19 protein-coding genes and 3 rRNA genes are annotated in these 26,418 nt (G+C 70.1%); 8 read left to right on the top strand and 14 right to left on the bottom strand.

All coding sequences use genetic code 11. The annotated features are described in order from the left end of the window. The first annotated feature begins 1 nt into the window (after window position 1). The 6 genes from OG429_RS15955 to OG429_RS41450 are packed head-to-tail and all read left to right on the top strand — an operon-like array spanning window position 2 to window position 4,723. Window positions 2-682 (top strand): DUF4129 domain-containing protein, encoded by a 681-nt coding sequence (locus OG429_RS15955; RefSeq protein WP_405959172.1) that lies wholly within the window; start codon window positions 2-4, stop codon window positions 680-682. Next, window positions 679-1,935 (top strand): DUF4350 domain-containing protein, encoded by a 1,257-nt coding sequence (locus OG429_RS15960; protein WP_328925994.1) that lies wholly within the window; start codon window positions 679-681, stop codon window positions 1,933-1,935. Before OG429_RS15955 ends, OG429_RS15960 begins: the two co-directional genes overlap by 4 nt. Continuing rightward, complete coding sequence (locus OG429_RS15965; protein ID WP_328925995.1) at window positions 1,932-2,918, top strand: AAA family ATPase; 987 nt, start codon at window positions 1,932-1,934, stop codon at window positions 2,916-2,918. The genes OG429_RS15960 and OG429_RS15965 overlap by 4 nt, the downstream gene beginning before the upstream one ends. Then, window positions 2,918-4,228: a DUF58 domain-containing protein gene (locus tag OG429_RS15970; protein ID WP_328925996.1), complete on the top strand. Its 1,311-nt coding sequence runs from the start codon at window positions 2,918-2,920 to the stop codon at window positions 4,226-4,228. The genes OG429_RS15965 and OG429_RS15970 overlap by 1 nt, the downstream gene beginning before the upstream one ends. A gap of 52 nt (window positions 4,229-4,280) precedes the next feature. After that, window positions 4,281-4,424: a hypothetical protein gene (locus OG429_RS15975; RefSeq protein ID WP_328925997.1), complete on the top strand. Its 144-nt coding sequence runs from the start codon at window positions 4,281-4,283 to the stop codon at window positions 4,422-4,424. Further along, a complete protein-coding gene (locus tag OG429_RS41450) occupies window positions 4,424-4,723 on the top strand; it encodes a Uma2 family endonuclease (protein ID WP_443051261.1) in 300 nt (99 codons plus the stop codon). The genes OG429_RS15975 and OG429_RS41450 overlap by 1 nt, the downstream gene beginning before the upstream one ends. 59 nt (window positions 4,724-4,782) lie before the next feature. Here OG429_RS41450 and rrf read toward each other — a convergent pair. The 4 genes from rrf to OG429_RS15995 all read right to left on the bottom strand — a co-directional run bounded on the left by rrf (window position 4,783) and on the right by OG429_RS15995 (window position 11,518). Further along, window positions 4,783-4,899, bottom strand: a 5S ribosomal RNA gene (gene rrf, locus OG429_RS15980). Window positions 4,900-4,975: 76 nt separating this feature from the next. Then, window positions 4,976-8,098, bottom strand: a 23S ribosomal RNA gene (locus OG429_RS15985). Window positions 8,099-8,382: 284 nt separating this feature from the next. Beyond that, window positions 8,383-9,906: ribosomal RNA gene (locus tag OG429_RS15990) — 16S ribosomal RNA — on the bottom strand. The 16S, 23S and 5S rRNA genes sit together here, the layout of an rRNA operon. 604 nt (window positions 9,907-10,510) lie before the next feature. After that, the gene (locus tag OG429_RS15995; RefSeq protein WP_328925998.1) at window positions 10,511-11,518 is read right to left on the bottom strand and encodes a stage II sporulation protein M; all 1,008 of its coding nucleotides are present in this window, start codon (window positions 11,516-11,518) and stop codon (window positions 10,511-10,513) included. 111 nt (window positions 11,519-11,629) lie between these two features. On the opposite strand from OG429_RS15995, the gene OG429_RS16000 reads away from it, so the two are divergent. After that, window positions 11,630-12,553, top strand: coding sequence for an RDD family protein (locus tag OG429_RS16000; RefSeq protein WP_328925999.1), 924 nt, complete (start codon window positions 11,630-11,632; stop codon window positions 12,551-12,553). Window positions 12,554-12,556: 3 nt separating this feature from the next. On the opposite strand, the gene OG429_RS16005 is transcribed toward OG429_RS16000, so the two are convergent. From OG429_RS16005 to OG429_RS16040, 8 genes are all read right to left on the bottom strand, one after another. Continuing rightward, window positions 12,557-13,174, bottom strand: a complete 618-nt coding sequence (locus tag OG429_RS16005) for a hypothetical protein (protein WP_328926000.1) — start codon at window positions 13,172-13,174, stop codon at window positions 12,557-12,559. Between the two features lie 77 nt (window positions 13,175-13,251). Next, entirely contained in the window at window positions 13,252-14,688 is a 1,437-nt protein-coding gene (ahcY, locus tag OG429_RS16010) for an adenosylhomocysteinase (protein ID WP_328926001.1), read from the bottom strand. Between the two features lie 270 nt (window positions 14,689-14,958). Continuing rightward, window positions 14,959-15,882: a cation diffusion facilitator family transporter gene (locus OG429_RS16015; protein ID WP_328926002.1), complete on the bottom strand. Its 924-nt coding sequence runs from the start codon at window positions 15,880-15,882 to the stop codon at window positions 14,959-14,961. Window positions 15,883-15,954: 72 nt separating this feature from the next. Continuing rightward, the gene (gene manA / locus OG429_RS16020) at window positions 15,955-17,112 is read right to left on the bottom strand and encodes a mannose-6-phosphate isomerase, class I (protein WP_328926003.1); all 1,158 of its coding nucleotides are present in this window, start codon (window positions 17,110-17,112) and stop codon (window positions 15,955-15,957) included. Window positions 17,113-17,149: 37 nt separating this feature from the next. After that, entirely contained in the window at window positions 17,150-18,283 is a 1,134-nt protein-coding gene (locus OG429_RS16025; protein ID WP_328926004.1) for an SIS domain-containing protein, read from the bottom strand. Between the two features lie 69 nt (window positions 18,284-18,352). After that, entirely contained in the window at window positions 18,353-18,538 is a 186-nt protein-coding gene (locus OG429_RS16030; RefSeq protein WP_037797711.1) for a Trm112 family protein, read from the bottom strand. A gap of 277 nt (window positions 18,539-18,815) precedes the next feature. Next, window positions 18,816-20,186, bottom strand: coding sequence for a phosphomannomutase/phosphoglucomutase (locus OG429_RS16035; protein WP_328926005.1), 1,371 nt, complete (start codon window positions 20,184-20,186; stop codon window positions 18,816-18,818). A gap of 78 nt (window positions 20,187-20,264) precedes the next feature. Further along, window positions 20,265-20,666, bottom strand: coding sequence for a DUF3499 domain-containing protein (locus tag OG429_RS16040; RefSeq protein WP_328926006.1), 402 nt, complete (start codon window positions 20,664-20,666; stop codon window positions 20,265-20,267). Window positions 20,667-20,756: 90 nt separating this feature from the next. Here OG429_RS16040 and OG429_RS16045 point away from each other — a divergent pair, with 90 nt between their 5' ends. Beyond that, window positions 20,757-21,224: a metallopeptidase family protein gene (locus OG429_RS16045; RefSeq protein ID WP_405679848.1), complete on the top strand. Its 468-nt coding sequence runs from the start codon at window positions 20,757-20,759 to the stop codon at window positions 21,222-21,224. Window positions 21,225-21,317: 93 nt separating this feature from the next. Here the strand turns inward: OG429_RS16045 and OG429_RS16050 are convergent, their stop codons facing one another. Further along, window positions 21,318-22,808 carry a DUF5719 family protein gene (locus OG429_RS16050; protein WP_328926007.1) on the bottom strand — a complete coding sequence of 497 codons (1,491 nt, stop codon included), beginning with the start codon at window positions 22,806-22,808 and terminating at the stop codon, window positions 21,318-21,320. After that, window positions 22,805-26,383 (bottom strand): glycosyltransferase family 2 protein, encoded by a 3,579-nt coding sequence (locus tag OG429_RS16055; protein ID WP_328926008.1) that lies wholly within the window; start codon window positions 26,381-26,383, stop codon window positions 22,805-22,807. The genes OG429_RS16050 and OG429_RS16055 overlap by 4 nt, the downstream gene beginning before the upstream one ends. Between the last annotated feature and the right edge of the window lie 35 nt (window positions 26,384-26,418).

Raw genomic sequence — 26,418 nt, forward strand, 5'->3', positions numbered from 1 at the left:
GATGATGAGTACGGGGGGCCTCATCACCCGCGCCACGGCGCTCCTGCCGGGCACGGCGACACCACCGGTGACGACACCGCGCGAGCCCGCCCAGGAGGCGGCCGAGCGCGAACTGTCCAAGCCCATCTACCACCAGAACGACCCGGGGCTGCTGGACCGCGCCCTGCGCAAGTTCTTCGCGTGGCTCGACGACCTGTTCGGCGCCGCCTCCGGGGCGACCCCCGGCGGCGGGCTCGGCGTCGTCGTGATCGTCCTCCTGGTCGTCCTGGCCGTCGGCGCCCTGTGGTGGCGGCTCGGCTCCCCCAGCCGGGCCGCCTCCGGCGCGGGCGTCCTCTTCGACGAGGGCATCCGCAGCGCCGCCGACCACCGCACGGCCGCCGAGGCCCACGCCGCCGCGGGCCGCTGGACCGAAGCCGTCCAGGAGCGCATGCGCGCCGTCGTCCGCTCCCTGGAGGAGCGGACCCTGCTCGACCCCCGGCCGGGCCGCACCGCCGACGAGGCCGCGGCCGAAGCCGCCGTCTGCCTCCCGGACCACGCCGGGGACCTCCGCGCGGCCGCCCGTACCTTCGACGACGTCACCTACGGCGGCCGCACCGCCGACGCCGACGCGTACGCCCGCATGCGCGCCCTCGACCTCACCCTGGACCGCGCCAAGCCGCTCCTGACGGGACCCACCGCATGACCGGCCCCATCCCCGGCCCGACCACGCCCAGCACCGGTGCCGGCGGAAGCGTCGCCCCTGCCGCAACCGCGGCCCCCCGCGCCGGCCGGGCGCAGCGGATACGGCGGACGCGGCGCGTCCTGGCCTTCCTCGCCGTGCTCGCCGTCGGCGGACTCGCCCTCGCCGCCCTCGACTCCGGCACCCGCCACGGCACGCTCGACCCCCGCTCCGCCGACCCCTACGGCAGCCGGGCCGTCGCCGAGCTCCTGGGGGACCGCGGTGTCACCACCCGCGTCGTGACCACCGCCCGCGAGGCCGCCGACGCGGCCGGCCCCCGCACCACCCTCCTGGTCACCGACCCCGATCTCCTCGGCACCACCCAGCGCGGCGTCCTGCGCTCGGCCATGGACCTCTCCGGGGGCCGAACCGTCCTCCTCTCCCCGGGCGGCCACAGCCTCACCGACCTCGCCCCCGGCGTGCACACGAAGGGCGACGCCGCGTCGGACACCCTCGCCCCGGCCTGCACCCTGCCCGCCGCCGCCTCCGCAGGCCGCGCGGGCACCGGCGGCGGCCTCCGCTACACCACCACCCTCCCCCGGGCCACCGCCTGCTACCCCAGCGACGGCCACCCCACCCTCCTCGTCCTCCCCACCGGCACCCCCGGCGGCGACACCGTCCTCCTCGGCGCCGGGACGATCCTGCTCAACGAGAGCCTCGCCGAGGAGGGCAACGCCTCCCTCGCCCTCCAACTCCTCGGCTCCCGCCCGGACCTCGTCTGGTACATGCCGTCCCTCGCGGACTCCGACCCCGACGCCGCGACCCGCTCCGGCGAGGACAAGTCCCTCTTCGACCTCATCCCGGCCGGCTGGTCCTGGGCCCTGCTCCAGCTCTTCGTGGCCGCCGTCCTCGCCGCCCTCTGGCGCGCCCGCCGCCTCGGCCCCCTCGTCACCGAGAAGCTGCCGGTCGTCATCCGCGCCTCCGAGGCCACCGAGGGCCGCGCCCGCCTCTACCGAAAGGCCGGGGCCCGCGACCGCGCCGCCACCGTGCTGCGCGCCGCCACCCGCGAACGCCTGGCCGCACTGCTCGGCGTACCGCACACCCAGGCCCACGACCCGTCCGCGCTGACGCCCGCCGTCTCCGCCCGACTCACCGGCGAGCCGCAGACCAGGGACGTTTCCGCCCTGCTCTTCGGCCCCACCCCCTCCGACGACGCGGCACTCGTCGCGCTCGCCGACCACCTCAACGCCCTCGAAAGAGAGGTCCGTACGTCATGACGTACCCGGCCACCGAGTCCACGGCTGCGACCGCGGACAGCGCCCGCGCTTCCCTCGAAGCGCTCCGCACCGAGATCGGCAAGGCCGTGGTCGGTCAGGACTCCGCCGTCACCGGCCTCGTCGTCGCGCTCCTGTGCCGCGGCCACGTGCTCCTCGAAGGCGTCCCCGGCGTCGCCAAGACCCTCCTCGTACGGGCCCTCGCCGCGTCCCTCGAACTCGACACCAAGCGCGTCCAGTTCACCCCGGACCTGATGCCCAGTGATGTCACCGGCTCCCTCGTCTACGACGCGCGCACCGCCGAGTTCTCCTTCCAGAACGGCCCGGTCTTCACCAACCTCCTCCTCGCGGACGAGATCAACCGGACCCCGCCCAAGACCCAGTCCTCCCTCCTCGAAGCGATGGAGGAACGCCAGGTCACGGTCGACGGCACGGCGCGCCCGCTCCCGGAGCCCTTCCTCGTCGCCGCCACCATGAACCCCCTCGAGTACGAGGGCACGTACCCGCTCCCGGAAGCCCAGTTGGACCGCTTCCTCCTCAAGCTCACCGTGCCCCTCCCCTCCCGCGCGGACGAGATCGGCGTCCTGACCCGGCACGCCGCCGGCTTCAACCCCCGCGACCTGCACGCCGCGGGCATCCGCCCGGTGGCCGGACCCGCGCAGCTCGAAGCCGCCCGCGAGGCCGTCTCCAAGGTCTCGGTCTCCCCCGAGATCGCCGGCTACGTCGTCGACATCTGCCGCGCCACCCGCGAATCGCCGTCCCTCACCCTCGGCGTCTCCCCGCGCGGTGCGACCGCCCTGCTGGGCACCGCCCGCGCCTGGGCCTGGCTCACCGGCCGCGACTACGTCACCCCGGACGACGTCAAGGCCCTCGCCCTGCCGACGCTCCGCCACCGCGTCCAGCTGCGCCCGGAAGCGGAGATGGAGGGAGTCACCGCCGACGCCGTCATCACGGCGATCCTCTCCCACGTCCCCGTCCCGCGCTGATGGCCCTCACCGGACGCGCCGCCCTGCTGGCGGCCCTCGGCAGCATCCCCGTCGGCATCCTCGAACCGAGCTGGACGGGGATGCTCGCGGTCAACGGCCCGCTCGCGCTGGCCTGCGCGGTCGACTACGCCCTGGCGGCGCCCGTCCGCTCCCTCGGCCTGACCCGCTCGGGCGACACCTCGGTCCGCCTCGGCGAACGGGCGGACGTCCACCTCACCGTCACCAACCCGAGCCGCCGCACGCTGCGGGCCCACGTCCGCGACGCCTGGCCCCCCAGCAGCTGGGTCCCGGGCACGGAGACGGCCGCCTCCCGCCACGAGGTCGTGGTCCCCGCGGGCGAACGCCGCCGACTGACCACCCGCCTCCTGCCCACCCGGCGCGGCGACCGCCAGGCCGGCCGGGTCACGATCCGCTCGTACGGCCCACTGGGCCTGCTCTCCCGGCAGGGCGCCCACGTCGTCCCGTGGACGGTCCGTGTCCTGCCGCCCTTCACGAGCCGCAAGCACCTGCCGTCCCGGCTGGCCCGCCTGCGCGAACTGGACGGCCGTACGAGCGTCCTGACCCGGGGTGAGGGCACCGAGTTCGACAGCCTCCGCGACTACGTACCCGGCGACGACACCCGCTCCATCGACTGGCGCGCCACGGCCCGCCAGAACAAGGTGGCCGTCCGCACCTGGCGCCCCGAACGCGACCGGCACATCCTGATCTGCCTGGACACCGGCCGCACCTCGGCGGGCCGCGTCGGTGACGCCCCGCGCCTGGACTCGGCGATGGACGCGGCCCTGCTCCTCGCCGCCCTGGCCACCCGCGCCGGCGACCGCGTGGACCTGCTGGCCCATGACCGCCGTCCCCGCGCCCAGGTCCAGGGCCGTCCGGCGGCGGACGTCCTTCCGTCCTTCGTGAACGCGATGGCCCCGCTGGAACCGGAGCTGGTCGAGACCGACTCCCGCACCCTGGTCTCCACCATCCTGCGCAGCGCCCCGCGCCGCTCCCTGGTGGTCCTCCTGACGAGCCTGGACGCGGCCCCGGTAGAAGAGGGCCTCCTGCCCCTCCTGCCGCGTCTCACCCAGCGCCACACGGTCCTCCTGGCCTCGGTGGCCGACCCCCACGTCGCGGAGATGACGACATCCCGTGGCGGCGTGGAGGAGGTCTACGAGGCCGCGGCGGGCACCCAGTCCCAGTCCCAGCGCCGCCGCACCGCCGACCAGCTCACCCGCCACGGCGTCCACGTGGTCGACGCCACCCCGGACACCCTGGCCCCCGCCCTCGCGGACGCGTACCTGGCCCTGAAGTCCTCCGGCCGTCTCTAGGCTTCACAGCGACGGGGCTGGATACCCGGTCGGGCACCCCCTGGAGGACACCATGGCCGACTTCACCCCCGAGCAGATGCGCCGCATGCACATCTCCCTCACGATGGTGAGCCCCACGGCTCCCCACAGGCTCAACGTGGTGCGGCTGCGCCGCCAGATCGAGTCCCAGACCCCATCAACTCCCGTGATGTCCTGATGGTGGTGGAGGTCGTCTCACGCACGAACTCGCTCACCGACATCCGCGACAAGCTGCACGATTACCCAAGGATGGGGGTCCCGCTGTACGTCGTCGTAGACCCCCGCAAGGACAAGAAAACCGTCACCGTGCACAGCGACCCCTCACGGGGCCCGACGGCATCCGCTTCCGCAAGGCGGTCCCCTACGCCTTCGGGGACACCGTCATTGCCGGCCGCTGGACGCTCGACACGAGCAGCCTCAAAAGCTATCCCGCCGACTGGTGAAGCGCAGGGTCGCGCCAAGCTGCGCGGCCGGTGAACGCAGAAAAGCCCCGCACCGGACCCGTAAAGGTCTGGTGCGGGGCTTCCGCAATGATTGTTCGGCGGCGTCCTACTCTCCCACAGGGTCCCCCCTGCAGTACCATCGGCGCTGAAAGGCTTAGCTTCCGGGTTCGGAATGTAACCGGGCGTTTCCCTAACGCTATGACCACCGAAACACTATGAAATTTGAACGCTGGTGTTTTCACAGCCGTTCGTTATTTCAGAACTAACACAGTGGACGCGAGCAACTGAGGACAAGCCCTCGGCCTATTAGTACCAGTCAGCTTCACCCGTTACCGGGCTTCCACATCTGGCCTATCAACCCAGTCGTCTACTGGGAGCCTTACCCTCTCAAGGAGGTGGGAATACTCATCTTGAAGCAGGCTTCCCGCTTAGATGCTTTCAGCGGTTATCCCTCCCGAACGTAGCCAACCAGCCATGCCCTTGGCAGGACAACTGGCACACCAGAGGTTCGTCCGTCCCGGTCCTCTCGTACTAGGGACAGCCCTTCTCAATATTCCTACGCGCACAGCGGATAGGGACCGAACTGTCTCACGACGTTCTAAACCCAGCTCGCGTACCGCTTTAATGGGCGAACAGCCCAACCCTTGGGACCGACTCCAGCCCCAGGATGCGACGAGCCGACATCGAGGTGCCAAACCATCCCGTCGATATGGACTCTTGGGGAAGATCAGCCTGTTATCCCCGGGGTACCTTTTATCCGTTGAGCGACGGCGCTTCCACAAGCCACCGCCGGATCACTAGTCCCGACTTTCGTCCCTGCTCGACCCGTCGGTCTCACAGTCAAGCTCCCTTGTGCACTTACACTCAACACCTGATTGCCAACCAGGCTGAGGGAACCTTTGGGCGCCTCCGTTACCCTTTGGGAGGCAACCGCCCCAGTTAAACTACCCATCAGACACTGTCCCTGATCCGGATCACGGACCGAGGTTAGACATCCAGCACGACCAGAGTGGTATTTCAACGGCGACTCCACAACCACTGGCGTGGCTGCTTCAAAGTCTCCCACCTATCCTACACAAGCCGAACCGAACACCAATATCAAACTGTAGTAAAGGTCCCGGGGTCTTTCCGTCCTGCTGCGCGAAACGAGCATCTTTACTCGTAGTGCAATTTCACCGGGCCTATGGTTGAGACAGTCGAGAAGTCGTTACGCCATTCGTGCAGGTCGGAACTTACCCGACAAGGAATTTCGCTACCTTAGGATGGTTATAGTTACCACCGCCGTTTACTGGCGCTTAAGTTCTCAGCTTCGCACACCCGAAAGTGCACTAACCGGTCCCCTTAACGTTCCAGCACCGGGCAGGCGTCAGTCCGTATACATCGCCTTACGGCTTCGCACGGACCTGTGTTTTTAGTAAACAGTCGCTTCTCGCTGGTCTCTGCGGCCACCCCCAGCTCACGGAGCAAGTCCGATCACCAGTGATGGCCCCCCTTCTCCCGAAGTTACGGGGGCATTTTGCCGAGTTCCTTAACCATAGTTCACCCGAACGCCTCGGTATTCTCTACCTGACCACCTGAGTCGGTTTAGGGTACGGGCCGCCATGAAACTCGCTAGAGGCTTTTCTCGACAGCATAGGATCATCCACTTCACCACAATCGGCTCGGCATCAGGTCTCAGCCTTAATGAGGGACGGATTTGCCTACCCCTCGGCCTACACCCTTACCCCGGGACAACCACCGCCCGGGCTGGACTACCTTCCTGCGTCACCCCATCGCTTACCTACTACAAGTCTGGTTCGTCGGCTCCACCACTTTCCTTTCCCCGAAGGGTCCGGAACGGCTTCACGGACTTAGCATCGCCTGATTCGATATTGGGCGTTTCAAAGCGGGTACCGGAATATCAACCGGTTGTCCATCGACTACGCCTGTCGGCCTCGCCTTAGGTCCCGACTTACCCTGGGCAGATCAGCTTGACCCAGGAACCCTTAGTCAATCGGCGCACACGTTTCTCACGTGTGTATCGCTACTCATGCCTGCATTCTCACTCGTGAACCGTCCACAACTAGCTTCCGCTGCTGCTTCACCCGGCACACGACGCTCCCCTACCCATCACAGCGGGCGTTGGCCCTATTGCTGCAATGACACGACTTCGGCGGTACGCTTGAGCCCCGCTACATTGTCGGCGCGGAATCACTTGACCAGTGAGCTATTACGCACTCTTTCAAGGGTGGCTGCTTCTAAGCCAACCTCCTGGTTGTCTCTGCGACTCCACATCCTTTCCCACTTAGCGTACGCTTAGGGGCCTTAGTCGATGCTCTGGGCTGTTTCCCTCTCGACCATGGAGCTTATCCCCCACAGTCTCACTGCCGTGCTCTCACTTACCGGCATTCGGAGTTTGGCTAAGGTCAGTAACCCGGTAGGGCCCATCGCCTATCCAGTGCTCTACCTCCGGCAAGAAACACACGACGCTGCACCTAAATGCATTTCGGGGAGAACCAGCTATCACGGAGTTTGATTGGCCTTTCACCCCTAACCACAGGTCATCCCCCAGGTTTTCAACCCTGGTGGGTTCGGTCCTCCACGAAGTCTTACCTCCGCTTCAACCTGCCCATGGCTAGATCACTCCGCTTCGGGTCTAGAGCGTGCAACTCAATCGCCCTATTCGGACTCGCTTTCGCTACGGCTTCCCCACACGGGTTAACCTCGCTACACACCGCTAACTCGCAGGCTCATTCTTCAAAAGGCACGCAGTCACGACCGTTGTTCCGAAGAACAACGGCGACGCTCCCACGGCTTGTAGGCACACGGTTTCAGGTACTATTTCACTCCGCTCCCGCGGTACTTTTCACCATTCCCTCACGGTACTATCCGCTATCGGTCACCAGGGAATATTTAGGCTTAGCGGGTGGTCCCGCCAGATTCACACGGGATTTCTCGGGCCCCGTGCTACTTGGGAGATGAGCAAGCAAGCCGCTGATGTTTCGTCTACGGGGGTCTTACCCTCTACGCCGGACCTTTCGCATGTCCTTCGACTACATCAACGGTTTCTGACTCGCCGACCGGCCGGCAGACCGGTCAAGCTCATTCCCACAACCCCGCATGCGCAACCCCTGCCGGGTATCACACGCATACGGTTTGGCCTCATCCGGTTTCGCTCGCCACTACTCCCGGAATCACGGTTGTTTTCTCTTCCTGAGGGTACTGAGATGTTTCACTTCCCCTCGTTCCCTCCACACTGCCTATGTGTTCAGCAGTGGGTGACAGCCCATGACGACTGCCGGGTTTCCCCATTCGGACACCCCCGGATCAAAGCTCAGTTGGCAGCTCCCCGGGGCCTATCGCGGCCTCTCACGTCCTTCATCGGTTCCTGGTGCCAAGGCATCCACCGTGCGCCCTTAAAAACTTGGCCACAGATGCTCGCGTCCACTGTGTAGTTCTCAAACAACGACCAGCCACCCATCACCCCACCAGACAAGCTGGCGAGTTCACTGGGGCCGGCACTGAAGATCTCAACCTCACGGCCGTACCTTCAGGACCCAACAACGTGCCAGGCACGATCCCTCATCAGTGAGTCACTTTCCACGCCGAAGCAGTACTCGTGATCCATCCGAAGAACCGTGCCAACTAATCAACGTTCCACCCATGAGCTGACCGTGCAGAACGTTTGTCTGCAATCGGTACTGTGCTCCTTAGAAAGGAGGTGATCCAGCCGCACCTTCCGGTACGGCTACCTTGTTACGACTTCGTCCCAATCGCCAGTCCCACCTTCGACAGCTCCCTCCCTTACGGGTTGGGCCACCGGCTTCGGGTGTTACCGACTTTCGTGACGTGACGGGCGGTGTGTACAAGGCCCGGGAACGTATTCACCGCAGCAATGCTGATCTGCGATTACTAGCAACTCCGACTTCATGGGGTCGAGTTGCAGACCCCAATCCGAACTGAGACCGGCTTTTTGAGATTCGCTCCACCTCACGGTATCGCAGCTCATTGTACCGGCCATTGTAGCACGTGTGCAGCCCAAGACATAAGGGGCATGATGACTTGACGTCGTCCCCACCTTCCTCCGAGTTGACCCCGGCGGTCTCCTGTGAGTCCCCATCACCCCGAAGGGCATGCTGGCAACACAGGACAAGGGTTGCGCTCGTTGCGGGACTTAACCCAACATCTCACGACACGAGCTGACGACAGCCATGCACCACCTGTATACCGACCACAAGGGGGCACTATCTCTAATGCTTTCCGGTATATGTCAAGCCTTGGTAAGGTTCTTCGCGTTGCGTCGAATTAAGCCACATGCTCCGCTGCTTGTGCGGGCCCCCGTCAATTCCTTTGAGTTTTAGCCTTGCGGCCGTACTCCCCAGGCGGGGAACTTAATGCGTTAGCTGCGGCACCGACGACGTGGAATGTCGCCAACACCTAGTTCCCAACGTTTACGGCGTGGACTACCAGGGTATCTAATCCTGTTCGCTCCCCACGCTTTCGCTCCTCAGCGTCAGTAATGGCCCAGAGATCCGCCTTCGCCACCGGTGTTCCTCCTGATATCTGCGCATTTCACCGCTACACCAGGAATTCCGATCTCCCCTACCACACTCTAGCTAGCCCGTATCGAATGCAGACCCGAGGTTAAGCCTCGGGCTTTCACATCCGACGTGACAAGCCGCCTACGAGCTCTTTACGCCCAATAATTCCGGACAACGCTTGCGCCCTACGTATTACCGCGGCTGCTGGCACGTAGTTAGCCGGCGCTTCTTCTGCAGGTACCGTCACTTTCGCTTCTTCCCTGCTGAAAGAGGTTTACAACCCGAAGGCCGTCATCCCTCACGCGGCGTCGCTGCATCAGGCTTTCGCCCATTGTGCAATATTCCCCACTGCTGCCTCCCGTAGGAGTCTGGGCCGTGTCTCAGTCCCAGTGTGGCCGGTCGCCCTCTCAGGCCGGCTACCCGTCGTCGCCTTGGTGGGCCATTACCCCACCAACAAGCTGATAGGCCGCGGGCTCATCCTTCACCGCCGGAGCTTTCAACCCCCGCCCATGCAGGCAGGAGTGGTATCCGGTATTAGACCCCGTTTCCAGGGCTTGTCCCAGAGTGAAGGGCAGATTGCCCACGTGTTACTCACCCGTTCGCCACTAATCCACCCCGAAGGGCTTCATCGTTCGACTTGCATGTGTTAAGCACGCCGCCAGCGTTCGTCCTGAGCCAGGATCAAACTCTCCATGAATGTTTACCCGTAATCGGGTGCACACATCACTTAGAGCGGGCACGTCATGTCGGAATATGACCGACGCGCCACAACGTCCTCGCTGTGTTGTTGCCTGCAAGTGCTCCACGAGGAAGCCTCACAGGTCTTTTTCAAAGGAACCTCATCCACCGAAGTGGACGGGGTATCAACTTCTGGCGTTGATTTTTGGCACGCTGTTGAGTTCTCAAGGAACGGACGCTTCCTTTGTACTCACCCTCTCGGGCTTTCCTCCGGGCTTTCGTTCTGTGTTCTTGCGTTTCCGACTCTATCAGACTCTTTCGTGTCCGACTTCCTCGGCGCTTTCCAGGTTCTGCGCTTTCGCGCTTTCCCTTTCCGGCGATTCCGACTCTATCAGAAGTTCTCCACCGGATTTACCGGCTTCGGATTCCTGGATGAGGAGTCGACTGCGTCCCACCGGAATTCAATTCCTTGATTCCTCAGCAGGAGCGAGAGAGATTATAAACCGTCGCTGCCGGACCTGTCCAGCCCAGGCAACCGTTCAAATCTACCTCCCCGTCGCGGATGTGTCAACACCCGTTCTGGGACCTGTGGAGACTAGCAGCTCAGTGGGGTCCGGCGCACATCAGGCCGCCGTCGGGAGCGTCGCCGTGCGGTCGGCGGCCTCCACGTCGCCCGTCTCGCCGGCGCGGGAGGCCCTGCCGCCCAGGATGTAGACGTAGAGCAGGAAGGCGGCCTCGGCCACGACGCCAATGGTGACGCGAGCCCAGGTGGGCAGGCCCGACGGGGTCACGAAGCCTTCGATCAGGCCCGAGACGAACAGGACCACGGCGAGGCCGATGGCCATGCCGAGGGCGGCGCGGCCCTGTTCGGCGAGGGCGGCGCGGCGGGTGCGGGGGCCCGGGTCGATGACCGTCCAGCCCAGGCGCAGGCCCGTGCCCGCGGCGACGAAGACCGCCGTCAGTTCGAGCAGGCCGTGGGGGAGGATCAGGCCGAGGAAGACGTCGAGTCGGCCGGCGGAGGCCATCAGGCCGAGCCCGACGCCGAGGTTGGCCATGTTCAGGAAGAGGATCCAGAGCACCGGGATCCCCAGGAACGCACCCAGCACCAGGCAGATCGCCGCCGCCTGGGCATTGTTCGTCCACACCTTCGCGGCGAAGGAGCTCGCCGGGTGGCTGGAGTAGTACGTCTCGTACTCGCCGCCCGGCTTCGTGAGGGCCTGGAGGTCTTCGGGGGCCGCGATGGCGCCCTGGACCTCGGGGTGCGTGGCGATCCACCAGCCGATGAGCACGCCGAGCGCCGTGGAGATCAGCGCGGTCGGTATCCACCAGCGGCGGCTGCGGTAGACCGCTGCCGGGAAGCCCACGGTGAAGAAGAGGACCGCGTCGCGCCAGCCGGCGCGGCGGGTGCCCGTCACCGTGGCACGGGCCCGCGCGACCAGCTGGGTCAGCCGGCCGGTGAGCATCGGGTCCGGGGCGCTGGACTGGACGAGGGACAGGTGGGTGGAGGTGCGCTGGTAGAGGGCGACGAGTTCGTCGGCCTCGGCGCCGGTGAGCTTGCGGCCGCGGCCCAGGAGCTGCTCCAGGCGGTCCCATTCCGCGCGGTGTGCCGTCACGAAGACGTCGAGATCCATCCGGTTGCCGCTCCCCTGCCCCAGTGCCCCTGCTTCTGCCTGTTCCTCGTGTGGTCAGCTTGGCAGACTGAATGACGATGGGGCGGGGCAGGTCACGTGAAAGGTGATGTGGTGAGCGATCTGGTGACGGGGGACGCGGTCGTCCTGGGGTTGAGGCCGGCGAGGGTGCCGAGCCGGGCGCTGGCGATCGTCCTCGACCTGGCCGTGTACATCGCCGGGTACCTGATCCTCTCGGTCGGCCTGACCGTCGCGACCGCCTCGCTGGACGACGCCGCGCAGGCGGCCGTAGGCGTGGCCGGTTTCGTGCTGCTGCTGGTCGGCGTACCGATCGCGGTGGAGACGCTCAGCCACGGACGGTCCCTGGGCAAGCTCGCGTGCGGGCTGCGGGTGGTGCGGGACGACGGCGGGCCGATCCGGTTCCGTCACGCGCTGGTGCGCGGGGCCATGGGGGTCGTCGAGCTGATCATGACCTTCGGCGCGGTGGCGTGCATCGCTTCGCTGGTGTCGGCGCGCGGCCGGCGGCTCGGGGACGTCTTCGCGGGGACCCTGGTGATCCGGGAGCGGGTGCCGGGGACGCGGGTGATGCCGGTGCCTCCGCCGCCGCCCTGGCTGGCCGGGCGGTTCTCCGGACTGGATCTGTCGGCGGTGCCGGACGGGCTGTGGCTGGCGATCCGCCAGTACCTGACGCGGATGAACCAGCTGGATCCGCAGGTGGGTGCGGCGATGGCGGCGCGGCTCGCGGACGACCTGGTGTCCCGTACGGGGGCGCCGCCGCCGGCCGGGATCCCGGCGGCCGCGTTCCTGATGGCCGTGGTGCACGAGCGGCAGTCGCGGGACGCGGCGCGGGCTTTCGCCCCGGTGCCCCGGCACGTTTCCGGGCCTGTGCCTGCCGCGATGCCCGGCGCAGTTCCCGCCGCGGTGCCCGTCCCTGTGACGACCCCTGTGGCCACCCCCGCCCCCCTGACGGCTCCGCCCGTCGTACCCGCCGCGCCCTCGGCGCCGCCGCGCGCCGGCGGGTTCGCGCCGCCCGCCTGAGGGTTACTGCTCGAAGGTCGAGGGCGGGGTCTCCAGGTGCTCCAGCTCGATGCCCGGGGCGGACAGGACCACGTCGCCGGCGATGTGGACGGTATGGACCTCGCCGGTGTCCAGGGCGCTGACCTGGTACTCGTCCACCAGGAGCGGGCCGCTGTCGGTGGGGTGCTCCTCGCGGCGCAGCAGGGCCCAGGCCTGGTCGACCGTACGCGGGGCCAGGACCGGGTCGGTGAGGGCGAGGAGACGTACGCGGGTGGCCGGGGCGCCCGGGGTCAGGCGCAGCAGGCGGGCCGTCGCGATCAGGAAGGCCGGTGAGGTGCCCGTGAAGCCGGGGGCCTGGACGTTGCCCTCGGTGGCCTCTGCGCCGGTGGGGTCGGTACGGACCCAGGTGACGCCGTCGATGGCGGCTCCGCGGACCTGCCAGCTGGAGGCGTTCACTTCGAGGCGGATGGGCCGGCCCAGTTCGTCGACGGCCAGGTCGACGGAGCCCCGGTGGTCGCCGTTGGGGGCCGTCAGCTGGGAGACGTAGCGCCAGCCGGAGGGGCCGGGGGCGCAGTGGAAGTGCTCCTCGCCGAGAGGGGTGTGGTCGTGCGGGTCGTGGAGGGAGTAGCGGCCGCGCGGCATGACGATCCTTGGGTACGGGGCAGGCCCCCGGCGGAGGTGCCGGGGGCCTGCCTGAGGTGCTGCGGATCCGCGGGAGATCAGTAGCGGTAGTGGTCCGGCTTGTACGGGCCCTCGACGGGGACGCCGATGTAGTCGGCCTGCTCCTGGCGCAGGGTGGTGAGCCTGACGCCGAGGGCGTCGAGGTGGAGGCGGGCGACCTTCTCGTCGAGGTGCTTGGGGAGCACGTAGACGTCGGTCGGGTACTCGGCCGGCTTGGTGAAGAGCTCGATCTGGGCCAGCGTCTGGTCCGCGAAGGAGTTCGACATCACGAACGACGGGTGACCGGTCGCGTTGCCCAGGTTCAGCAGACGGCCCTCGGACAGCACGATCAGGACCTTGCCGTCGGGGAACTTCCACGTGTGGACCTGCGGCTTGACCTCGTCCTTCACGATGCCCTCAACCTTGGCCAGACCGGCCATGTCGATCTCGTTGTCGAAGTGGCCGATGTTGCCCACGATCGCCTGGTGCTTCATCTTGACCATGTCCGAGGCCATGATGATGTCCTTGTTGCCCGTGGTCGTGATGAAGATGTCCGCCGTCTCCACCACGTCGTCCAGCGTCGCGACCTGGTAGCCGTCCATCGCCGCCTGCAGCGCGCAGATCGGGTCGATCTCGGTGACGATGACGCGCGCGCCCTGGCCGCGCAGCGACTCCGCGCAGCCCTTGCCGACGTCGCCGTAGCCGCAGACGACCGCGACCTTGCCGCCGATGAGGACGTCGGTGGCGCGGTTGATGCCGTCGATCAGCGAGTGGCGGCAGCCGTACTTGTTGTCGAACTTCGACTTGGTGACGGCGTCGTTCACGTTGATCGCCGGGAAGAGCAGCGTGCCCTCGTCCATCATCTCGTAGAGGCGGTGCACACCGGTGGTGGTCTCCTCGGTCACGCCGCGGATCTCGGACGCGAGCTGCGTCCACTTCTGCGGGGCTTCGCCGAGGGTGCGGTTCAGCAGGGTGAGGATGTGCGCGTACTCCTCGGAGTCCGCCGTGGACGGGTCCGGGGCCGCGCCGGCCTTCTCGAACTCGACGCCCTTGTGGACCAGCAGGGTGGCGTCACCACCGTCGTCGAGGATCATGTTCGGGCCGCCGGTGGGGGTGTTCGGCCAGGTCAGCGCCTGCTCCGTGCACCACCAGTACTCCTCCAGCGTCTCGCCCTTCCAGGCGAAGACGGGGACGCCCTGCGGGTTCTCCGGGGTGCCGTTCGGACCCACCGCGATGGCGGCGGCCGCGTGGTCCTGGGTGGAGAAGATGTTGCAGGAGGCCCAGCGGACGTCGGCGCCGAGGGCGACGAGGGTCTCGATGAGCACGGCCGTCTGCACGGTCATGTGCAGCGAGCCGGTGATGCGCGCCCCGGCCAGCGGCTGGGCGGCCGCGTACTCGGCGCGGATCGACATCAGGCCCGGCATCTCGTGCTCGGCCAGCGTGATCTCCTTGCGGCCGAACGCGGCAAGGGAAAGGTCTGCGACCTTGAAGTCCATGGGTGCTGCTCCTCATGGTTCGAGAGGGTGGGTACGGCTGAGCCGTGCGCCTGCCGTGCCTGAGCAGCGGGCGGCGCACCGAGCACAGTCCGTCGGGGGCCCTCTCTCCCCTCGGCCGGTCGCGAGACCGCCCGACCGCCATCAGCAGCGACGCCTGACACTGATGACGAATCTACACCGATCAACGCGGCGCGCCCCAGTCGGCCGAGGGGGAATGTACGAAGGCCCCCGCGGGCTGCTGCTCGCGGGGGGCCTTCGGTTGTCCGTGGGTTACTTGGCGGCGTCCGGACGGTAGATGTCCGGCTCCAGGTAGATCACGCGGGCGATCGGGACGGCCTCCCGAATGCGCGCCTCGGCGGCGTCGATCGCGTGCGCCACCTGGGTCGCGGTCTCGTCGTGCTCGACCGCGATCTTGGCCGCGACCAGCAGCTCCTCCGGGCCCAGGTGCAGGGTGCGCATGTGGATCAGGCGGGTGACGGTGACCCCGTCGACGAGCGCGGTCTTGATCTTCTCGATCTCTTCGGTGCCCGCGGCCTCACCGAGCAGCAGGGACTTGGTCTCGGCGGCCAGGATGATCGCGATGACGATCAGCAGGGTGCCGATGCACAGGGTGCCGATGCCGTCCCAGACGCCGTTCTCGGTGAGCAGGGCGAGGCCGACGCCGCCGAAGGCCAGGACCAGGCCGACCAGGGCCCCGAAGTCCTCCAGGAGGACGACGGGCAGCTCGGGGGCCTTGGCCCGCCGGATGAACTGGGTCCAGGTCTGGCGGCCGCGGAGCTCGTTCGACTCCTTGATCGCGGTGCGGAAGGAGAAGGACTCGGCGATGATCGCGAAGACGAGCACGCCGATCGGCCAGTACCAGTCCTCGATGGGGTGCGGGTGCTGGATCTTCTCGATGCCCTCGTAGATGGCGAACATGCCACCGACGGTGAAGAGCACGATGGAGACGAGGAAGGCGTAGATGTAGCGTTCGCGCCCGTACCCGAAGGGGTGCTGCGGCGTCGCCTCGCGCTGGGCCTTCTTTCCGCCCAGGAGCAGCAGCGCCTGGTTTCCGGAGTCGGCCAGCGAGTGGACGCTTTCCGCGAGCATCGACGAGGAGCCGCTGAAGACGAATGCCACGAATTTGGCCACAGCGATGGCGAGGTTGGCGGCGAGTGCCGCCACGATCGCCTTGGTACCGCCCGACGCGCTCATGGGTGCAGGGTGTCCTTCCTAGCCGCTGACTACCGGCCGCACATTGTTGCAGCTGGCACCGGGGACGCTACGTCAGACCAGCACGGTGGCCCGGAAGACGGTACCCGTTCCGGACAGTTCGGCCTTTTCGCCCACCGGTACGAAGACCGACTCGCCGGGGGCCAGGGCCAGTTCGCCGACCCGCGGTGAACCCGCCGTGCAGAGCAGGATCTGCGGGGTGTCCCCGGGGAGCACGCGGGAGGCCGCACCGGGCGCCAGGAGGAAGCGGGAGAGCCGGAATTCGTCGATGGGGGTCTCGTAGACCTCCTCGCCCTCGTCCTCCGGGCGCAGCAGGTGCGGGTCGCCCGATTCCAGCTTGACGATCTTCATCAGCTCCGGCACGTCCACGTGTTTGGGGGTGAGTCCCGCGCGCAGCACGTTGTCGGAGTTGGCCAGCAACTCGACGCCGAGGCCCTGGATGTAGGCGTGCGGGATGCCCGCGCCGAGGAACACCGCCTCGCCCGGCTGGAGTCGGAAGTAGTTGAGCAGCATGGCCGCGATGACGCCCGGGTCGCCGGGGAACTCGTGGGCCAGGGTGGCGTACGGGGCGTACGGGCCGCCCAGGCGCTCGGCGGCGGCCGCGACCTCGGTGACGGTGTGGGCCATCTCCTCGCGGTCCGCGGTCAGGACGGCGGTGAGCATCTCGCGCAGCGCGGCGTCCTCGGGGTGGGCCCGCAGCAGGTCGGCGTACGGCTTGAGCGAGTCGACCCCGAGGCCTTCGAGCAGATCGGCGGACTGCTGCGGCGGCCGGAAGCCGCACAGTCCGTCGAACGGGGTGAGCGCGCAGAGCATCTCGGGCTTGTGGTTGGGGTCCTTGTAGTTGCGGTGGCCCGCGTCCATCGGGATCCCGCGGCGCTCCTCGTCCTCGAAGCCGGCCCTGGCCTGGGCGAGGTCGGGGTGGACCTGGAGGGAGAGGGGGGCGCCCGCGGCGAGGATCTTGAGGAGGAAGGGCAGCCGGGGACCGAACTTGGCGACGACGGCGGCGCCCAGCTCGCCCTCGGGGTCGGCGGCGATGACCTCCGACAGAGCCGTCTCTCCGGCGCCGCGGTCGACGCGGGAGGGGGCGCCCGGGTGGGCTCCCATCCACATCTCGGCCTGGGGCTCACCGGTGGGTTCCACGCCGAGGAGCGTGGGGATGGCGGTGGTCGACCCCCAGGCGTAGGGGCGGATCGTGTTCGTCAGGCGGTCCATCGTCGTCTTCCTGGATAGAGCCGGGTACGGACGTACCTCAGCTGTGACCCGCGGAAGCCAACGCCAGGTAGGCGGTGGCGAAATCCGTGACGGCGAGGAGTTCGGCGAGCTGTTCCAGCTCCACGCCCTCCTCCGGTTCGAGTTCGCTGACGGCCGTGTCGTGGCTGAGGGCGAGCTCGCGTGCGGCGGGGGCGGCGGTGAGGCCGCCGGCCGGCCGGTCACGCAGCAGGACGACGCGGGCGCGCAGGGCCTGGGGCTCTTCGACGCGGTCACGGAAGAAGTCTTCGGGGTCGGCGCCGGCGGCGAAGGAGCCGGCGAGCAGGACGCCGTGGGCGGGGAGCGCCTCGGGGAGCGCCGCGGACAGGGCGGGACGGCCCGCGAGCTCGGCGAGGGTGGCGGCGAAGCGCCGTCCCGCCGGTCCGGCTCCGGCGCCCTCGCTCCAGATGAGGGGGAGGGAGTCGGCCAGCTCGGCCGCGAGGGTCTTGGCCGGGTTGGAGTAGGTGGCGATGGCGGGCCCGCAGCGCTCGGCGGTGCGGTCGAGCCGGTCGGCGACGAGCTGGAGGGTGTCGGGGGCGGCGGAGATCAGGCCGACCTTGTCGAGGAGCACCAGCAGCGGCGTCAGCAGGGCCCACAGGGCGCCGGGTCCGGCCGCGGCGGACTCGTCGTACTCCTGGTACGGGGCCTTGGCCATCGGTACGAGGAGTCCGTGCGCGCCGTCCACCGCCTCGCTCAGCGGTGAGCGCTCGGGGGCGACGGCGACGACGCTGCAGCCGCGCCGGTACGCCTGCTCGGCGAGGACGCCGAGCCCGGGCTCGGTGCCGTCGGTGGTGGCGATGAGCAGCAGGTCGACGGGGCCGACCCAGCCGGGCAGGGCCCAGCGCAGGGCTCCGGCGGCGTGTGCGACGCCGGTGGGGTCCAGCCGGGTGACGGGCGCGGAGGCTCCGGCGAGGGCGCCGAGCAGGTCGGCGACGCCGGTGGCGGCCGTGCCGGGCCCGGCGATCAGGACGGAGCGTGGGCGGCCGTCCGGGTGAAGGTCGCCCAGGCCCGCCTCGGCCGCGTGCCGGGCCGCGGTGCGGACCCTGGCCCCGGCTTCGGCGGCGCCACGGAGCAGGCCCCGTCGGTCGGCGCGGGCGAGATCGTCCGGTGCGTCGAGGAGCGACTCGTCGAGCATGGTGGCCTCCGGCTGTTGTGTGACGGAACCAGTCTGCGCGTCTCGTGGTGCGGAGGGGAGCGGCGCGGCCTAGGCGGGGCGGCGGGCCTCGTCCACGAGGAGCACGGGGATGCCGTCCCGGACCGGGTAGGCGAGGCCGCAGTCCTGGCCGGTGCAGATCAGCTCGGGTGCCGTCTCGTCGGCCGACTTGTCCTCGAGGGGCGAGTGGCAGGCGGGGCAGGCGAGGATCTCCAGAAGACCGGCTTCGAGCGGCATGGGGCGCGTTTCCCTTCGAACATGCGGATTGGGCGTGGTCAGCGTACCGCCGAGTCACCTCCGGTGCGGTGTTGTGCCGTCCGGAGGTGCCGCGAGGGCGGGTGTGGCGCCGCGGCCCGGGCTCCGCGGGGCTCGATCCCGGCTCCCTGCCCCGGGGGGGGTGTCCCCGGGGGGGGGGGCCGGATGGCCTCGGCGCCGGGCAGGGCCGGATTCGCGCGGAGCGCGGTCCGGTCCCGCCCGGTCCGCGCGGAGCGCGGTCCGGTCCCGCCCGGTCCCGTCAGGCCCGGATGAGGGACAGGACCTCGTCGCGGACCTTGGCGAGGGTGGCCGTGTCGCGGGCCTCGACGTTGAGGCGCAGGAGCGGCTCGGTGTTGGAGGCGCGGACGTTGAACCACCAGTCGGCGCCGGTGGCGGTCAGGCCGTCCAGCTCGTCGAGGGTGACCCCGTCGCGGCTGCCGTAGGCCTCCTTGACGGCGGCGAGGCGGGCGGCCTGGTCCGCGACGGTCGAGTTGATCTCGCCCGAGCCGGCGTAGCGGTCGTAGGAGGAGACCAGCTCGGACAGCGGGCCGTCCTGGCCGCCGAGGGCCGCGAGGACGTGGAGCGCGGCGAGCATGCCGGTGTCCGCGTTCCAGAAGTCCTTGAAGTAGTAGTGCGCGGAGTGCTCGCCGCCGAAGATGGCGCCGGTCTTGGCCATCTCCTCCTTGATGAAGGAGTGGCCGACGCGGGTGCGGACGGGGGTGCCGCCGTTCTCCCGGACGACCTCGGGGACGGACCACGAGGTGATCAGGTTGTGGATCACAGTGCCGGTGCCGCCGTTGCGGGCGAGCTCGCGGGCCGCGACGAGGGCGGTGATCGCGGACGGGGAGACGCCCTCGCCGCGCTCGTCGACGATGAAGCAGCGGTCGGCGTCGCCGTCGAAGGCGATGCCGAGGTCGGCGCCCTCGGCGAGGACGCGGGCCTGCAGGTCGACGACGTTCTTCGGGTCGAGGGGGTTGGCCTCGTGGTTGGGGAAGGTCCCGTCCAGCTCGAAGTACATCGGTACGAGGTCCAGCGGGAGGCCCTCGAAGACGGTCGGGACGGTGTGGCCGCCCATGCCGTTGCCCGCGTCGACGACGACCTTGAGGGGGCGGACGGCGGTGAGGTCGACCAGGCCCTTGAGGTGTGCGGCGTAGCCGGTGAGGGTGTCCTGCTCGGTGATCGTGCCGGGGACGGTGCCGGCCGCGACGGCGGGCGCGCCCTCGTCGGACCACTTCTCGACCAGTTCGCGGATCTGGGAGAGGCCGGTGTCCTGGCCGACCGGGGCGGCGCCCGCGCGGCACAGCTTGATGCCGTTGTACTTGGCCGGGTTGTGCGAGGCCGTGAACATCGCGCCGGGCAGGTTCAGGGAACCGGAGGCGTAGTAGAGCTGGTCGGTGGAGCACAGCCCGATGAGGGTCACGTCGACACCGCGGGCGGCGGCGCCGCGGGCGAAGGTGGCGGACAGGCCCGGGGAGGAGGGGCGCATGTCGTGGCCGATCACGATCGCCGTGGCGCCGGTGACCTCGACGAACGCGGCACCGAACAGCTCGGCCAGGGACTCGTCCCACTCGTCCGGTACGACGCCCCGTACGTCGTATGCCTTGACGATGTTCGAAAGATCTGCGGCCACTGCCTGCCCTCCTGAAGGTCCTGTGCGGTTTGGCAAACCTACCCTGCCCACTGCGCTGCTCTTCAGGCGATCGGAGTGTCAGGAATCGGGCGAACGAAGGACGCGCAGGTGTCCGCGGCGGGTCTCGCCCGTGGCCGGGCCCCTTTGGCCGGGACCTCCCCCGGAGTCCTTCCGGGCGGTTCCCCAGGCCTCGGCGGCGCGCTCGGGCGGGCGAGCCGCCTCGCGTACGGCGTTGGCGAGGGCTTCGAGGTCGTCGCCGCTGGGGCGCGACGGCGCGGAGCCGTCGGACAGGCGGACGACTTCCCAGCCGCGCGGGGCGGTCAGGCGCTCGGAGTGCTCGGCGCACAGGTCGTAGCAGTGGGGTTCGGCGTAGGTGGCGAGCGGGCCGAGAACTGCGGTCGAATCGGCGTAGACGTACGTCAGTGTCGCGACGGCAGGGCGGCCGCACGCGGTGCGCGAACAACGACGTACAAGGCTCACGACGTTGGACGGTACCGCACTCTTGACCGGGCCGCGACGACTCTCCCGCCGCTCACTCCCCCGTGTCGTACCGGGAGATACCCTGCGGGGGTGACCGACAGCCCTCTGACTTCCCGTCCCGCAGAGCCCCCCGCCGAGCCTCGGCCGCGCCGGCGGGACCGGCACGGGCGCGGGATGCGCGGGCCGGTGGCGCCGCCGCAGGTGCCGCTGTCGGCGAGCCGGTCGGAGCTGTTCGGGGACCTCGTACGGGACTCCGTGGAGCGGCTGGAGCGGCGCTGGCCGCAGCTGGCCGAGGTGGAGTTCCTGGTCGGTGACGTGCCGGGGCCGTCGGGTGGCGCGGACGGCGGCTGGAATGACGAGGCGGTGCCGCTGGGCGCGGTCGCGGAGTCCCGCCAGGGCCGGCCGGCCCGGATCGTGGTCTTCCGCCGGCCGGTGGAGATCCGCACCAAGACGCGGGACGAGAAGGCGCTGCTGGTCCACGAGATCGTGGTGGAGCAGGTGGCGGAGCTGCTGGGACTCTCGCCGGAGACCGTGGACCCGCGCTACGGCCAGGACTGAGCGGCCTCGGGGAAGTAGGGCACGTCCCCGAGGCCGCTTGGGTCCTGCCGGGTCCTGTCGTAGCGCGGGGCCGGGCGGTCAGCGGGTCAGGGGTCAGCGGGTCAGGACCGACAGGTCCTGCGTCGCTCGGGGGACCGAGACCGTGGAGTGGTCGTCCGACAGGGTCTGGACGGTGAACATCGCGATGCCCTCGTGCGGGAGGGACAGGGTGCGGGCCGCGTGGACCGGGCCGCCGGAGAGGGTTTCGACGGTGAGGGCGTAGGAGCCTTTGGCGCCTGCCGGGGCCACGGCCACCGTCTGGGTGGTGCCCGCCTTGACGGTCACCTCCTGGGAGGACGCCTCCCCGCCGCCGGTGCCCGGCGAGGCCGTCACCTTGACCTTCGCGTCCTTGTCGCCCACCGCCGTCAGCGACAGGACGGTCGCGTTCTCCTCGGGCCGGTTGTCGGCCACGGTCGCCCGCGTGCCCACCGGCCCGGAGGCGGGGACGAAGCCCAGATCCTGCTTCGCGCCGGAGCCGCGCACCACCCGTACCGCCGCGACCAGCGGGGCGGCCTTCTTGGCGTCCACCGGCGTCAGCAGCAGTGAGCCCGGCTCGCCGCGGGTCACGTCCTTGAGGTCCACGCTCGCCGTCATACCGGCCTTGACGTGCAGTTGTTCGTTGCCCGCCGGGGTGATGGTGCCGCCGGGCCCGGCCAGCCGGATCTTCACGTCCGCGTCGTCCTCGCCGGGTACGAAGGCGACCAGCCTGACGGAGGCGGCGTCGGCCGGGATGCCCGGCAGGACGAGGGAGCCCGCCGGGTCGGTGGCGGCGGGCAGCCAGTCGGCGCCCACGCCTTCCTCGCCGACCTGCACGGAGGCGCCGACCCGGCCTGCCCGGGTCGTCACGTGGGCGGTGGCGTCCGCGAGCTGCGCCCCCGGGATCAGGGAGGAGAGCAGGACGGACTTGCTGGACTTGGGGTCGATGCGGATGTTCTCGCTGGTGCCCGCGTCGGGCTTGGCCACGCCGTCCGGGCCGAAGAGCTTGATGTCGACGACGGCGGCGGCGTCGTCGGGGTTGGTGAGGTGTACGTAGTCCTCGCGTCCCTTGGCGGTGCTCACCGCGGGGAACCAGAAGTCGGTGCCGGGAGCGGTGCAGCCGGCGCCGAGGACGCCCCGGGCCCGGCCGACGGAGACCTTGGTGGTCAGCTGCGCGGTCCAGCCGGGGGCGAGGATCCCATCGGCGCTGCCGGTGAGCGCGGGGGCGTCGGCGCCGGAGGCGGTGGCCCCGAAGGGCTTGCCCGCCTCCTTGGGCTCCAGCACCGGCTTGGCGTCCTTGGTGGCGCCGAGCAGCCGGGCCGAGCCCTTGCCCTCGGCGGATCCGGCCGAGCCGGGGGTGAACGCCGTGTACGTGGTGTCCGCGATGTCCGAGGAGCTCGGCGCCGGGCAGACCAGCAGGGACCGCTCCACCGGCATCCGGGCGGCGGCCGCGGCCTTGCCGTCGGCCGCGGTGCCCTCGGCGGCGGGGGCCGTGAGGGCGGCGACGGCGGTGAGGGCGGCCAGCGCCGCGGTCACGGCCGCGAGCGTCAGGGGTGCGCGCTGCTTCACTGCTGGGGGCTCCCGTCCGGACGCGGGTCGTACTGTCCGTAGGTGTCGTACGGGTAGGGGTACTGCTGCTGGTCCGGGTCCTGGACCGGCTGCTGTTGCTGCGGGAACGGGTACTGCTCGTACCCCGGCGCCTGACCGTACGGCTGCGCCTGCGGCTCGTAGGCGTAGCCGCCCTGGTCCGGGTGGGGCTGGTAGGCGTACGCGTCCTGCCCGTACGCCTCTTCGCCGTACACCGGCTGCGCCGGGATGTCCGCGTACGGGTCGGCGGCCACGGCGGCCTCGACCGGTACGGGGGCGGGCGCGGCCTGTTCGCGCAGGCGGCGGGCGCGGCGGCCCTCGCCGGCCTCGCCCGGGCCGGGCTGGGCGGGGATCACGGCCTCTTCCTCGGGCAGGTCGTCGTCGAGCCGTTCGCGGCGGCCGGGCAGGGCCATGACGAGCAGGACCAGGGCGAGGACGCCCTGCGCCCAGTGCCAGACGGTGCGCACGAGGGAGTGCTCGTGGACGAGGTCGAGGCGGCCGGCGTCGGCGGGCAGTTCGAAGCCCTGTGCCCAGCCGTCGAGGGTCTTCGGCTTGAGGGGCTTGCCGTCGAGGGTGGCCCGCCAGCCGGAGTCGGCGCGGTCGGCGATGCGCAGCACGCGGCCCGCCTCACCGGCCGGGATCTTGCCGTGGGCCTCGACGGGACCGGCGGCGACCGGGATCGGGGCCTCGCCCTGCTTGCCGGAGACGATGACGGCGCGCGGCAGCCAGGGCTCGACGCCCCAGAGCGCGGTGCCGTCCTGCTGGTGGCGCCGGCTGAGCCCCGGGGTGGCGTCGAGGACGCGGCGGATGTCCTCGGGTCCGCCGGGGCGGAACATGACGAAGCGGATGGCGTAGGCGCTGAGCTGGCTGGACTGGTCGGCGCCGGAGCCGGCGACGAGGTTGGAGACGACCTTGTCGAGGCGGGGGTCGCTGCCGGTGCGGGCGGCGGTCTCGGCGTCGCCGAGGCGGCCGCCGGAGCCGCGGACGAGGCTGTAGGAGACGGTGGCGGGCTGGTCCACGGCGAGGATCAGGGTGCGGGTCTGGTTGTCGTCACCGCCCGCCTCGGCGACGAAGGCGGGCACCTGCACCGGGTCGCGGCGCTGGAGCGGGCCGTCGGCTCCGGCGATGAGCCAGCCGGCCGCGGTGAGGAGCGGTCCGGCGGCGGCGGTGAGGGCGATGAGCGCGGCCAGCGGCTGGCGCCAGCCGAAGTTGCGGGCGGCGACCCGCTCCCTGGCGCCGTCCGCGCCGAGCGCGGCGGCCACCAGCAGGGCGAGCCCGTAGACGAGGGTGGCGGGTCCGGCCCAGGCGGTCCGGTTGAGGAGGACGGCGAGGAGCAGCCCTGCGAGGGCGGTGGCCCAGGCGGCGCGGACGGCGAACCGCCGGTCGGTCCGCAGCAGGGCGCCCAGGGCGGCGAGGACGATGCCGAGCAGCAGCACGCCGCCGGTGGTGCCGGGGCCGCCGGGGCTGGTGCCGAGCAGGTCCAGGGCGGAGGCGGAGCCGGCTCCGTAGGGCAGTCCGGCTTCGTGCAGGAGGCTGCCGGGGTGTGTGAACAGGCCCAGCGACCAGGGGGCGAGCACGAGGACGGGGACGGCGAGGCCGGCGATCAGCCGCGGTCCGTACGTCTTCCACTGCGCTCGGCGCATGACCAGCGCGGCGGCCCCGAGGGCGGCGGCGAGCGGCCACACGACGGGGGTGAAGGCGGTGGCCACGGTCAGCAGGAGGGTGTACGTCCACACCGCGCGCCAGCTCGTCCGCTCCCCGTCGGCTGCGCCGAGGGCGAAGGCGGCGACGGCGGAGCGGGCGATCAGCGGGAGCAGGACGGCGAGCACGGCGGTGCCGAGGCGGCCGCCGGCGAGGGCTCCGGTGACGGCGGGGAGGAAGGCGTAGGCGACGGCGGCCCAGGCGCGCAGCAGCCGGGAGGCGACGAGCGGCCGGGAGGCGAAGTACGCGGTGAGTCCGGCGAGCGGGACCGAGCCGACGAGCAGCAGGGTCAGGGCGGCCTGGGTGGAGCCGAAGAGCAGGGTGGCGAGGGCGCCGAGGACGGCGATGTATGGGGGTGCGGCGGCGGTGGAGCCGGTGGAGACGGGCTGCCAGCCGTCGGTGTAGGCACGCCAGAGCTCGAAGCCGCCGTCGGGGGCGGGGAGCAGGGCGCCGCCCATGAGGGAGCCGCCGCCGATGAGGGAGCGGCAGGCTGCGAGGGAGACGAGCAGGAGGAGGCCGAAGAGGACGGGCGCGGGGTTGCGGGCGATCCGCTTGAGGCGCGCGAACCGCTCGGTGTCCCGGAAGTCGTCCTCGCCGGGCGCGTTGAGGATGCTGCCGCCGCCGTGCCGGCCGGCGGGGGCGGCCTCGGAGTCGCGGCCGTCGGCGAAGTAGCCGGCGAGCTGTTCGGCGTTGGCCCGCAGGGAGGCGCCCGGCGGGGGGAAGAGCGGGCGCAGGTCCGCGGCGGGGACGACGGGTCGGCGGCGGCGCTTGCGGGCGGCGAGGATCCGGCCCGGGCGGAGCAGGGTTGCCAGGAGGCCGGTGAACTCGTCGACGGCCTGGCCGGGGGCCTTGCCGATGAGGTAGGCGAGGGTGCGCAGCACGGTGCCGAGCAGGACGCGCAGCAGGACGTAGGGCAGGGCGCGGCCGGAGCTGTTGGCGAGCATCGTGTAGACGGCGCCGGCCTTGTCGACGCGGTGCGGGCTCGCGCTCGTACGGCCCGCGCAGTCGACGGTGCGGCGTTCGCGGGCGGAGGCCTCGGCGTGGCGCATGACGGCGTCGGGGGCGACGAGGACGGTGTGGCCGGCGCTCTGGGCGCGCCAGCAGAGGTCGACGTCGTCGCGCATCAGGGGCAGGCGTCTGTCGAAGCCGCCGAGCTCGTCGTAGACGTCGCGGCGCACCAGCATGCCCGCCGTGGAGACGGACAGGACGGGGCGGACCTGGTCGTGCTGGCCCTGGTCCTGTTCGCGGCGGTCGAGTCCGGTCCAGCGGCGGCCGCTGCGGGCGATGGTGACGCCGGCTTCGAGGAGCTGCTTCTTGTCGTACCAGCCGCGCAGCTTGGGGCCGATGACGGCGGCGTCGGGGTTCTCCTCGGCGACGCGGAGCAGCTCGGTGAGGGCGTCGGGCTCGGGCGCGCTGTCGTCGTGCAGGAGCCAGAGCCACTGGACGGGTTCGCCGTGGGGGAGGTCGGGCAGGTCGTACGCGTCGTCGCGCCAGGTGCGGCTGACGGGGTCCCAGCCGCTGGGGCGCTTGAGGTACGGGAGGTCCTCGGGGGTCAGGGTGCCCGCGTTGCGGGCGGATTCGTCGACGGCGGTGCCGAATCCGGTGCGGCGGGCGAGGTGCAGGACGCGGTCGTCGCCGAACGCCTCGGTGAGCAGCCGCGCGGAGTCGTCGGCGCTGCCGGTGTCGGCGGCGACGTGGTTCTGCGCGGGGCGTTCCTGGCCGAGGAGGCCGGCGAGTGTCCGGGGCAGCCAGCGGGCGCCGTCGTGGGCGACGAGGACCGCGGTGACGACGTGCCGGGGGAACTCGGGTGTGGCGGGGGCCTGGTAAGAGGCCGTCGACTGGCTGTGCGGGGACATCGCGCTACTGGCCCTCCGGCCTGGGGGTCCTCCCG

This window comes from Streptomyces sp. NBC_00190 (genome assembly GCF_036203305.1).
Taxonomy (GTDB): Bacteria; Actinomycetota; Actinomycetes; order Streptomycetales; family Streptomycetaceae; genus Streptomyces.